Origin of the sequence: Haliea sp. E1-2-M8 (genome assembly GCF_030649675.1) — a bacterium.
GTDB lineage: Bacteria > Pseudomonadota > Gammaproteobacteria > Pseudomonadales > Halieaceae > Haliea.
On the sequence record NZ_JAUTDR010000003.1, the window covers coordinates 71,300 to 82,570 of the forward strand.

The following is an 11,271-nucleotide window of genomic DNA, read 5'->3' on the forward strand; positions in this document are numbered from 1 at the left end:
GATCAGCGCCTCGTCTGCAGGAGGGTGCCGAGCTGCTGCAGATAAGCAACCACGGCGTCGATCTCCATTTTGCCTTCCACCGCGCTGGCGGCACCGGCGATGTCCTCATCCGAGTAGGGGACGCCGACGCGGCGCAGCGCGGCCATTTTTTTGCCCGTGCGCTCACCGTTGATCTCGTTGTCGAACAACCAGGGATAGGCGGGCATGTTGGATTCCGGTACCACATCCCGCGGGTTGTACATATGCGCCCGGTGCCAGTCATCGCTGTAGCGCTGCCCGACCCGGGCCAGGTCCGGACCGGTGCGCTTGGAGCCCCACAGGAAGGGGTGGTCATAGACGAATTCGCCGGCAACGGAATAGTGGCCGTAGCGCTCGGTCTCGGCGCGCAGCGGGCGGATCATCTGCGAGTGGCAGTTGTTGCAACCCTCGCGGACGTAGATGTCCCGGCCCTCCAGTTCCAGGGCGGGCAGCGGCTTGAGGCCGGCAATGGGCTGGCTGACCTGCTTGCCGAGTATCAGCGGAACCAGTTCCACCAGGGTGCCGAAACTGATGGCGACGATCATCAAGACAATCATCAGGCCAACGTTTTTCTCTACGACTTCGTGCTTCATGCGTGACTCCCCTGTGCCGCGCCCGCGGGCAGTGCCTGCTCGGCTACATCCTTGCGTGTGGTCATGTAGACGTTGTAGGCCATTACCAGCATGCCGGAGAAGAAGATGGCGCCACCGGCCAGCCGCACCAGATAGCCCGGATGACTCGCCACCAGGGATTCGACAAAGGTGTAGGTGAGGGTGCCGTCCTCATTGTAGGCGCGCCACATCAGGCCCTGCAGGATGCCGTTGACCCACATGGAGGCGATGTACATCACGGTGCCGATGGTCGACATCCAGAAGTGGACGTTGATGAGCTCGATGCTGTACATGCGGTTCTTGCCGAATACCACCGGGATCAGATGGTAGAGAGAGCCGATGGAGATCATGGCCACCCAGCCCAGAGCGCCGGAGTGGACGTGACCGATGGTCCAGTCGGTGTAGTGGGACAGCGCGTTCACCGTCTTGATGGACATCATCGGGCCTTCAAAGGTGGACATGCCGTAGAAGGACAGGCTCACCACCATGAAGCGCAGGATCGGGTCGGTACGCAATTTGTGCCAGGCGCCGGACAGGGTCATCATGCCGTTGATCATGCCGCCCCAGGAGGGTGCCAGCAGAATGATGGACATCACCATGCCCAGGCTCTGGGCCCAGTCGGGCAGGGCAGTGTAGTGCAGGTGGTGGGGGCCGGCCCAGATATAGACCGCGATCAGGGTCCAGAAGTGCACAATGCTAAGGCGATAGGAGTACACCGGCCGTTCCGCCTGCTTGGGCACGAAGTAGTACATCATGCCAAGGAAGCCCGCGGTAAGGAAAAAGCCCACCGCATTGTGCCCGTACCACCACTGCACCATGGCGTCGACGGTGCCGGCGTAGGCCGAGTAGGACTTGGTCATGTCTACCGGCATCGCCGCACTGTTGATGATGTGCAGTACGGCCACCGTGACAATGAAGCCACCGAAGAACCAGTTCGCCACGTAAATGTGGCTGACCTTGCGCTTGACGATGGTGCCGAAAAACACGATGGCGTAGGAAACCCAGACCACCGCGATAAGGATGTCTATGGGCCACTCGAGCTCTGCGTACTCCTTGGAGGAAGTCAGCCCCAGCGGCAGGGTTACCGCTGCCGCCACTATCACCGCCTGCCAGCCCCAGAAGGTGAAGGCGGCCAGCTTGTCGGAGATCAGGCGGGCCTGGGTGGTGCGCTGGACGACGTAGTAGGAGGTGGCGAAGAGGGCGCTGCCGCCGAAGGCGAAAATCACCGAATTGGTGTGCAGCGGCCGCAGCCGGCCGAAGCTGGTCCAGGGCAGGTCGAAGTTCAGGACCGGCCAGGCCAGCTGGGCGGCGATCAGCACGCCGACCAGCATGCCCACGATTCCCCATACCACCGTCATGATGGCAAATTGGCGCACGACCTTGTAGTTATAGGTCGGATGCTCCAGCGCAGCGTTGAGTTCACTCATGGTTTGGTTCCACTGTCATTGAAGGTGGGGCAAGTGCCCGGACCAGGGTTGTTCAGACGTCGGTGAAGGCGGGGCCCGCTCCAAGATCCCAGAGGATAACGGTGGTTACCATCAGGGACACGAGTATGACCAGCGCCACCGCGACTACTGCGGTTGAGAACAGGAAGCCGCGCTCCTCGGGAATATTCACCATAATGGGAATGCCAAGATACAGCAGGTACACCGACCAGCTGACCGCGACTACGCCCACCAGCATGTCCACCCAAAGCAGGGGATAAAACCCGGCCAGACCGAACACAAACAGGGGCGTTACCGACAGTCCAGCGATCACGATGCCTCTGACAAAACTGGTTTCAGCACCGTAGGTGTCCGCCATCCAGTGAATGAAATAGCCCACCGCCACCACACAGCCAACCATGGCAAAGTAAAACAGGATGCACAGCTGCAGTGCGCTGTCCAGGGTCAGCCGGATGGCGGGCCCGTCGCCGACCGTCCAGCCCACGCGGCTGGTGCCGAAATACCAGGCCACTGCTGGCAATAGTGCCAGCACGCAGGGATAAAGTACCAGGATATTGAGCGAGCTCGTGGGCAGAGCGGCGACGCTGCGCCACTGTGCATCGGGTTTTACCAGTAGGCCTAGAGTGTGCTGGATCATGTTGTTTTACTCTCCCCGAAAAGTCGTTGTGCCTGGTACGGGCGCATTCTAACTGCCTGCGCTGTCGGCGCCATGATGCAGATCAACAGAGGTCTCCCGTCAGCGCTCATGCGGGGATGTTTGCCGCCAGCTGCAGGGCCTCGTGATTCAGAATTTCGATTTCCTTGTTGTCGACACGCAGAATGCCGCTTTTCTGCATCCGGCTGAATGCTCGGCTAATGGTTTCCACGGTTAATCCGAGATAGTTGCCGATATCCACCCGGGACATGGGCAGCCGGAACTGGCTCGCGCTCAGTTGGCGGCGGGCATTGCGCCTGGAGATGCTCAACAGCAGGGTGGCTACCCGTTCATCGGCCGAGTTCTTGCTCAACAGGGTGATAAGCAGCTGGTCTTCGGTAATCTCCCGGCTCAACAACTGGAACAGGTGCCGTTGCAGGCCCGGCATGAGTGCGCTGAGCTTTTCCAGAGAGTCGAAGGGGATCGCGCAGATGGCCGAGGTCTCCAGGGCCCGCGCCGATGAGGCATGGGCGCTTTCGCTGATACCGTCCATGCCGAGGATTTCCCCGGGGAAGTAGAAGCCGGTCACCTGCTCGCGCCCATCGCTGGTGGTCCGGTAAGCTTTCATGGCACCCGAGCGCACGGCGTAGATAGACTGGAAAGGAGCTCCCTCGTGACACAGGAGCTCGTTCTTCTGCAGCGGTTTGCTGCGCTGGATGATGTTCTCCAACTGTTCCAGGTCAGTGCTGTTGAGCGCCAGCGGCAGACAGATCCGACTCAGCCTGCAGGTTTCGCAGCTGACTTTGAACTCGTGGTTACATGATCGGAATGGCGCGGTTTCGCTGAGGTTCTGCAGGTGCCCGGACATGGTTTCCCCTTGGACATATATACGCTGCAAAGTATAGAGCATTTGCCTGCCCCCCTGCACCCCGCGGGTATCAGATCAGGGGCGGGCTTTCAACCCAGTGAGGCGACGCTTTTCAGTATCAACCGCACCAGTTCCGCCTGGCGGGAAACCCCGGTCTTGGCAAAAATGGATTTCAGCTGGGCGCGGGCGGTATGCGGGGAAATATTCTGGGCCTCGGACACCTCGGTCAGGCTGAGGCCCCGGGACAGCAACAAGGCCAGGTTGGCCTCGGCCGGAGTGAGGTCAAAGAGCTGCCCCAGGGTACCCTGGGAAGCAGTTTCGTTGAGCTCCGGGTCAGAGATGAATACCGCCACGCAGGGGCTCGACTGGCCTTCCCCCCACTCCGGGACGGGCACCGGCCGCAGCACCAGGCCGAGCTGGGAATGGCCGCCGCTGCGGAGAATGCGCAGGGCCCGGACGACCGAAGTCTCGCCCCGCTGCTGGGCCTTGATGATGGTCTCCAGCGCCGCCTGCAGTTCCCGGTTCTTGTCGCGGCCCTCAATGACCAGCTGTTGTCCACGTACGCTGAGCCCGTTGCCCTCGTCCAGCAGCGCCCGGGCGATGGTATTGGTGCTGAGGATGCGGCCCTGTTCATCCAGTACAATGGTGGCCACCGCCAGCTGCTCCACGGCACCGGCGTACAGATTGCGCTCGGACACGGTACGGCTGAGGGTGGCATACACCTGTATGGACAAGCGCAAGTGGGGCGCGATTCGGGTGAGCAAATTGCGCTCGTCGGTGCTGAAATGGGGCTCATTGCGGCGCCGGGAGAAGCGCAGGCGGGCCAGCATGCCGCCGGGCTCGACAGTGTCGAGGCCGAGAATGCGGAACAGGCCGGCGGATTTCAGGTAGTGTTCGTAGTAGTCCGAGGCCACCAGTTCCTCGTCGCTGAGAATATCCTCGAGCGCCACCACCCGGTCCGGCGGCAGATTGACAAAAGGATCCAGGGAGAAGAACTGTTCGCGGTAGGCGGTCACCTCCCAGTCGGCGGGATCCGACAGCCCCTCCGGATTTATATCCTCGCTGGGGGGGCGCACGCTGTTGAGAATAACCCCGCGGTCGTCCTCCGCCGGTGGTCGCAACACCAGGGATACGACGTGGCAATCGATCAGTTTACGCAGTGCGGGCAGGGCCGAAGCCCAGGGCGGGCTTTCCAGCGGCCCGCGGTAGAGTGCCGCGACCAGCTCATCGTAGTCGGCGGGAATCGCGGCCAGCATGGCGGGTGTCAGGCTGGACCCGGATCCCTTCACTTCTCGATACTCAAGAGGTCGAGCGCCACTTCTGCCAGGGGCTTGGGCCGCCCGATGCCCCAGCCCTGCAGGTAATCAACCCCGATCTCCTGCAGCTTTTCGATGATGGCCTCATTTTCAACCGACTCGGCGATGGTTTCCTGGCCCAGGAAGTGGGCCAGGTCGTTGATGGAACGCGCCATCGCATAATCGTTGCGGTTCTGGTGAATATTGGTGATGAAGCTGCCGTCGATCTTGACGTAGTCGACCGGCAGCTCCCGCAGGTAATTGTGGCTGGCCAAACCGGTGCCGAAGTCGTCGATAGAGAACTTGCAGCCAATATTGCGGAAGGCGCGGACGAAATCCGCCGCCTTGACCAGGTTGGCTATGGTGCCGGTCTCGGTGATTTCGAAACAGAGGCGGTTGGTGCCAACACCGAATTCGGAGATCTGCTCGAACAGGTAATCGAGGAACGCATCGTCGGTGACGCTGGCGCCGGACAGGTTGATGGCGAGGTTGGGCACCACTTTCTGGGCGTCCATCAGGGAGCTTATCCAGCGAAAGGCCTCGCGCACTACCCAGCGATCCACCAGGGTCATGAAACCATAGCGTTCGGCGGAGTCGATGAAAGCCTGGGGAGAACTGAGGTTGCCATCCTTGTCACGCACAGCCAGCAGCAGTTCATAGTGGCGGGTGGTGCGCATGTGGCCGGCCACGGCCGTCTTCGCGATTGGCTGCGCCCGCAGTACGAACCGCTCGCTCTCCAGCGCTTCTTCCAGCGCCCGTCGCGAGCGGCGCTGCTCCTGCCGATAGCTTTTTACCGTGTCCTCGCTGTCGCCATATTGCTCGACCCGGTTGCGGCCCTGCTCCTTGGCCTGCTGCATGGCCTCGCGGGCATTGGCCATGACCTGGTCGACACCGGGGCTGTAGTCGAGAATCGGGGCAATCCCGATAGAGACGGTGAAACTGACCTTCTCGCCCTCGATCTCTACGCTGCCAGCGGCGATTTCGCTGCGGATCTTTTCGGCAATCGCCTGTGCCTGCTCCAGGTCCCGGTCGACCAGCAGCACCGCAAACTCATCCTCGCCCAACCGCGCAGAGGAAGTTTTTTTACCGTGGAGCTGCGCCAGCAGGCGCGAGAACTCCAGCAAAACCTGGTCGCCACTGATACGGTCGTAGACCTCGTTGACCAGATTGAAGCGGTCGACATTGAGCCACAGCATGGCATGCTGGGAGCGGTGCTGCTGGGCGTGACGCAGGGTTCGGTCCAGTTGCTCGAGGAATGTCTCACGGTTGATCAGGCGAGTCAGGGAGTCATGATTGCGGGCAAAGCTCAGGGTGCGCTGCACATGTTCCAGCGTGCCGTACATACTCTGGTCGACCACCGACAGTTTGTCTGCGGGTGCTGGCGGTTGTGCCCCGCGGCTGAGCTGGCGGGCCAGCTGTACCTTGTCGAGTTCAGCCACCTTTTGCCCGCGATCGTTGACAAACAGGAAGCGCTCCCGGTCGTCGCTGATCCAGGCCAGCTGCATCCGGTGCCGCTGCCCCGCCTTGTCGCGGTAGTTCAGCCAGTTGCCGGTTTCCAGCTCCTCCACCCGCCGCACCCAGCGCCGCAAGCGCAGGGTTTTGTCGATTCGCTTGCGTCGGGCATCGATGACAGCTTCGCCACTCGCGGCCTCGGACGGGGTTGCCGCTGCGACCACAACCGGCGCTTCCCCGGCGAGGATGGCGCGCAGCTCGTCCAGTACCGTCTGGATCGACACGTTGCCGGGCAGCGCAGCACTGACCTGCTGTTCAAGCAGGTCGATGAAGGGCTCGGCCTCCATGCTGCGCTCGACGACCAGATCTTCATCGGCGTCGCCCTGTTGCTGCTGGACCAGCCAGGCCGCCAGCAGGTCCAGGGTGCGCAAGTGCTCCTGCCACTCGCGGCTGTCGGCGCCCTGCTTGATGTGGGTAAGCACCATAAGGTCGCGCCAGCCATTGTCGATCAGGTCCAACAGAACCTGGGGCGCGCCCGACTCGGGCAGGGTATCGCGAACAACGGCGTCCACGGCGTTGCGGGCGCTGCTCAGCTTCTCCTTGCCCTCCTGCGCCTTGACCACCCGCTCGACATTGCGTGCGTGGGCGTGGGCCTGCTGCTGGACCAGCTTTTCGACCCCGGCGAGGGCCTGGTCGAACACTTCAGTGTCGCGATCGTAATTGCTGACGATGGTGTCGATGATGGCTTCGACCCTGGCCTCAAGCATCCGGTTGGGGAAGTTGGCCGAGCTTGCCAGCACGGCCAGTTTGTCCACCAGGCTGCGGGCAGGGTGCTCGGCGTCGAGAAAGAAATGGGGCTCCAGCAGGGCCAGGCGCGCCAGCGGAATCTGCAGGTTGCCGAGGGCGGGCTTTAGCTCTGTGCTGACATCCAGCTTTGACTGGATGGTCCCGAACAGGCTGTCAACCATCTCCAGCTGGTTGCGATTCTCGACGCTGATACCGCTGCCACTACCCAGGCCCTGTGCCTCTCCCGCGTGGGCGACCAGAAAGTCGGCGATGGATCCGGCGCTCTGGATTTGCTGCAGTGCCTCGCTGTTCTGCTGCAACCGCGCCAGCGCGTCGACCACGGCCTGGGCATCCGCCACCGGCCCGCTGCCGGCTGCCACCGCGCCGCCCTCGGCCTCGCGCTTGAAATTCAGGGCGTTGATCACAGAGCTGTAGAGCTTCTGCGGGCGAGACTCTGGTGCGTTGGCCTCCGCCCGGGGCGTACCGGGGTCTGGCAGGTGCGGTGCGACAGGCTGTTCCTGCGGTTCGGTGCCCGGGGACGCTGGTGGCCGGCGCTCGGGCCTGTCCAGTTTTTTCAGCAGGGAACCGCGGGTGCGGATCTCGGATTCCAGCTCCGGCCTGATGCCCCCTGCCGCGAGATACTCGTTGAGCGTTGCAAAGAAATCGTCCAGCCGGCGGACAAAATGGGTCACGAAAAAATCGTAGATCCTGGGCGCCAGCTTCGGCGGGATTTTATATGCCTCCAGCACCTGCTGCAGGGCCCGACAAAGCTGCGCCACGTGTTCCGGCAGTCGCAGCAGCATGGGATCGGCGCTCGCGAGCTCCGCTACCCGAATCTGCAGTGCCTCCAGCGGTATCCGGTACAGGTCCTCGCCGATGTTGACCATCCGCTCGACCGCAAGAAAGTCCTCGAAGTCGTTCAGATCAACCAGGTCGAGCGTGCCGCCCTCTTCAATCAGATCCCACCACTGGTGCAATTCCGAGGACGGCGGGGTGAGCTTGGCATGAAAGTCCCGGATGTGTTCCAGATAGGCGGCCACCATGGCCTGGCGCTGCAGCTGGAGAATGGCGACTGCTTCCGCAACTGTTCCCCGCCCAACCTGCCCGGGTTGCGTCCCTGGGGATATGCTCAACAGGTGATCGCTGAGCTCCTCCAGAAATGCCGTGAACAGGCCGTGAAGCTCGCGCTCGCTGAGTGCCCGGTAACTGTCCAGCAGGCTCAAGCGCCTTCCTCCGGTGAACAAAAAAAATCAGTATACCGTCATGGACGCCGGGCACAAACAGGCCCGTGCGCCGGCGCAGTGGAATACCGCATTCAGGGTGGGGGCGGTTTGTCCCCGGGTGCTGGCAGGCTGAAGGCGAGCAGCGCATCGCCGGCCTCTGACCAACCGTGTCCACCGGCAGCCAACACCACAAACTGGCGTCCCCGCGGCTGCGTACGGTAGCTGAGTGGAGTCGCGTTGCCGGTAAAGGGCAGGTCGTACTCCCACAACAGCTCGCCGCTGGCGCTGGCAAAGGCGCGGAAGCTCGAGTCGGTCGTCGCAGCGATGAATATCAGGCCGGACGCTGTGGTCAGGGGGCCGCCGGCGTTGGGGCTGCCGGCGTCAAACCAGAACGGCCATGGGGCCTGGCCCCGGGTGTTGCCCAGGCTGCGCCTCCATACGGTTTCCCCCGTGCGCAAATCCACCGCAGTCAGGCTGCCCCAGGGGCGCGGATTGCAGGGGGCGCCCAGGGGCGACATCAGGGGAAACCGGCGTACGCCATAGGGGCTGCCGGTCATCGGGTAATGCTCTATCGGATAACCCTGGGTCGGGTTCAGCGCATCGTACTCAGCTCGCGGAATCAGCTGGACCACCGACGCCAGGTGCATCTGGTTGACGATGAGCAGGCCGCGCTCCGGGTCGATGCTGATGCCGCCCCAGTTGATGCCGCCGGTGGTGCTGGGGTAGAGGACACTGCCCTGCAGGCTGGGCGGGGTAAAGATGCCCTCATTGCGGTACTTGGCCAACTCCCGCTGGCAGGCCAGCTTGTCCAGCCAGACAAAGCCGTCCATGTGCTCGGGGCCCAGCCGCTGCGGCAGGTGCAGTGGCGCCGGGTGGGTCGGAAAAGGCTGCGTGGGTGAAAGGATTTCGCCGGGCACGCCATCCCCCGGCACCGGGCGCTCCTCTACCGGGTAAAGCGGCTCCCCGGTGTTGCGGTCGAGCAGGAATACATGGCCCATCTTGGTGGCCTGAGCGAGGCCGGGGCGCCCGGCGCCCACCCCCGGGATCCGGAACAGGGTGGGCTGGGACGCCACATCGTAGTCCCAGACATCGTGGTGCACGGTCTGGAAGTGCCAGCGCAGCTCACCGCTGCGGTCATCCAGTGCCACCACCGAAGAGCCATAGGCGTCGATACCGTCGCGTTCCCCGGCAAACAGGTCCGGTGCCGGGTTGCCCGTGGGTACGTACACCAGACCCTGAGCGGGATCACCGGCGATGGGCGCCCACACGTTGGGGCTGCCCGTGTGATAGCGGGCATTGCCCAGGCTGTCGCGGTGCCGTTCCCGGTATTCTTCGGTCACCGGCTCCCAGGCCCAGACCAGTTTGCCGCTGCGTACATCGAATGCGCGCACCACGCCGGAGGGCACATCCTTGCGCTCGTTGTCCGGGACCATGGCGCCGATCACGGCGACATCGTTCTGCACCCAGGGCGGCGAGGTCGGGTAGTACACCAGCGGTTCGCCGCCGCTGATGTCTTCGCGCAGGGACACCCGGCCATCGGTGCCGAAGTCTGCACAGGGCAGGCCGGTGTTCGCATCCAGGGCGATCAGCTCCGCGTCGCGGGTGCCGTAAAGCACCCGCTGCCCGCAGCTGCCAGCGGCTTCCTCCGGGTCGCTGGCCTGCCACAGCGCCACCCCGCGACAGACCACCGGGTAGATTCCGCTGCGGCGGTTCTGCGCTTTGGGGTCGAACTGCCAGCGCTCGGCGCCGGTTTCCGCGTCCAGCGCGAATACGCGGCCGAAGGGCGTGCAGTAATACAGGGTGTCGCCGTCGACCACGGGGGTGACCTGAAACGAGGTCAGGCCCCAGTCCCCGCTGCCGTCGCTGAAGTCACCGGAGCGGTGCTCCCAGGCCAGTTCCAGCTGCGCCACGTTGGCCGGGGTAATGTCCACCAGCGGGCTGTGCTGGCTGGCGTCCTCGCCCCCGTAGTTGGGCCAGCCGGCGGTGACGGCTGCGCGAGCGCTGGCGCCGGGCTCCGGCTCCTGCGCTGCGTGACAGCCAGCGGCCAGGCCCAGACCCAGACCCAGCGCCAGGACGAACGCAGCCACGCTGCGTTGGCGGCTCATGCGCCGGTACCCGCATTGGCAGCCTGCAGGAAGGCGGGTTTCTCGCCGCCACCGTGGACGGCAATGCTGGTGCCGCTGATATAGGACGCCATGGGTGAGGCCAGGAACAGGCAAGCGTCGCCGATATCCTCCGGTACCGCCATGCGCCCCAGCGGGATGGTGCGGCCCACTGCGGCCACGCCCTCGGCGTCACCGTAGTGCAGATGCGATTGCTCGGTCTCCACCAGCCCGGCGATGATGGCGTTGATGCGGACCTTCGGGCCCCACTCCACCGCCAGCGAGTGCCCCAGGTTGACCAGGCCGGCCTTGGCGGCGCCGTAGGCGGCGGTGCCAGGGGAGGGCCGGAGGGTGCTGACGCTGGCAATATTGATGATGCTGCCACCGTCCTCCTGCTGCTGCATGACCCGGTTCGCCAGCTGGGCGGCGTGCAGGGCCGAGGTCAGGTTGAGGGCAATGATGGATTCGTGGAAGCGGGGGGAAACGGTCGCAGCCTCGGCGTGAGGTGCGCCACCGGCGTTGTTGACCAGCACATTCAGGTGCCCAAAGCGTTCGACAACGGCATCGACCAGTGCTTCCAGTTGCTCGTAGCGGCGAACGTCGCAGGCCACAAAGAACGCTTCGCGCCCACCCGCCGCCGGCAGCGAATCGGGCGGGTTGCGCCCGCAGATCGCCACCTCGGCCCCCGCGGCCAGGAAGCGTTCGCTGATGCCTCTGCCGACACCCTTGCCGCCCCCGGTTACCAATACCGTGCGTCCGCTGAAATCCATGGGACTGTGCATGTCACCCTGCTCCTTGCTGCTGTCTTGTGGCAACTTGTGATCGGCAGATGAATTG

Annotated in this window: 8 protein-coding genes; all 8 read right to left on the bottom strand. The window is 63.7% G+C overall.

Annotation, left to right across the window (positions count from 1 at the left end; all coding sequences use genetic code 11):
• Positions 1 to 2 precede the first annotated feature (2 nt).
• Positions 3 to 611, bottom strand: coding sequence for a cytochrome-c oxidase, cbb3-type subunit II (gene ccoO / locus Q6D67_RS03395; protein WP_304704165.1), 609 nt, complete (start codon positions 609 to 611; stop codon positions 3 to 5).
• Positions 608 to 2,056 carry a cytochrome-c oxidase, cbb3-type subunit I gene (gene ccoN, locus Q6D67_RS03400; protein WP_304704166.1) on the bottom strand — a complete coding sequence of 483 codons (1,449 nt, stop codon included), beginning with the start codon at positions 2,054 to 2,056 and terminating at the stop codon, positions 608 to 610. The genes ccoO and ccoN overlap by 4 nt, the downstream gene beginning before the upstream one ends.
• Positions 2,057 to 2,108: 52 nt before the next feature.
• Positions 2,109 to 2,711, bottom strand: a complete 603-nt coding sequence (locus Q6D67_RS03405) for a Yip1 family protein (protein WP_304704167.1) — start codon at positions 2,709 to 2,711, stop codon at positions 2,109 to 2,111.
• Between the two features lie 106 nt (positions 2,712 to 2,817).
• Complete coding sequence (fnr, locus tag Q6D67_RS03410; protein ID WP_304704168.1) at positions 2,818 to 3,576, bottom strand: fumarate/nitrate reduction transcriptional regulator Fnr; 759 nt, start codon at positions 3,574 to 3,576, stop codon at positions 2,818 to 2,820.
• 89 nt (positions 3,577 to 3,665) lie between these two features.
• The gene (locus tag Q6D67_RS03415; RefSeq protein ID WP_304704169.1) at positions 3,666 to 4,865 is read right to left on the bottom strand and encodes a helix-turn-helix transcriptional regulator; all 1,200 of its coding nucleotides are present in this window, start codon (positions 4,863 to 4,865) and stop codon (positions 3,666 to 3,668) included.
• On the bottom strand, positions 4,862 to 8,332 hold the full coding sequence (locus Q6D67_RS03420) for a DUF1631 family protein (protein WP_304704170.1): 3,471 nt from the start codon (positions 8,330 to 8,332) through the stop codon (positions 4,862 to 4,864). Before Q6D67_RS03420 ends, Q6D67_RS03415 begins: the two co-directional genes overlap by 4 nt.
• A 92-nt stretch (positions 8,333 to 8,424) precedes the next feature.
• Positions 8,425 to 10,437 carry a pyrroloquinoline quinone-dependent dehydrogenase gene (locus tag Q6D67_RS03425; RefSeq protein WP_304704171.1) on the bottom strand — a complete coding sequence of 671 codons (2,013 nt, stop codon included), beginning with the start codon at positions 10,435 to 10,437 and terminating at the stop codon, positions 8,425 to 8,427.
• Positions 10,434 to 11,216, bottom strand: coding sequence for an SDR family oxidoreductase (locus tag Q6D67_RS03430; RefSeq protein ID WP_304704172.1), 783 nt, complete (start codon positions 11,214 to 11,216; stop codon positions 10,434 to 10,436). The genes Q6D67_RS03425 and Q6D67_RS03430 overlap by 4 nt, the downstream gene beginning before the upstream one ends.
• Between the last annotated feature and the right edge of the window lie 55 nt (positions 11,217 to 11,271).

Bases quoted from the DNA above. Each gene is read 5' to 3' on its own strand.
- ccoO (WP_304704165.1), bottom strand. From the start codon at position 611: ATGAAGCACGAAGTCGTAGAGAAAAACGTTGGCCTGATGATTGTCTTG.
- ccoN (WP_304704166.1), bottom strand. From the start codon at position 2,056: ATGAGTGAACTCAACGCTGCGCTGGAGCATCCGACCTATAACTACAAG.
- Q6D67_RS03405 (WP_304704167.1), bottom strand. From the start codon at position 2,711: ATGATCCAGCACACTCTAGGCCTACTGGTAAAACCCGATGCACAGTGG.
- fnr (WP_304704168.1), bottom strand. From the start codon at position 3,576: ATGTCCGGGCACCTGCAGAACCTCAGCGAAACCGCGCCATTCCGATCA.
- Q6D67_RS03425 (WP_304704171.1), bottom strand. From the start codon at position 10,437: ATGAGCCGCCAACGCAGCGTGGCTGCGTTCGTCCTGGCGCTGGGTCTG.
- Q6D67_RS03430 (WP_304704172.1), bottom strand. From the start codon at position 11,216: ATGCACAGTCCCATGGATTTCAGCGGACGCACGGTATTGGTAACCGGG.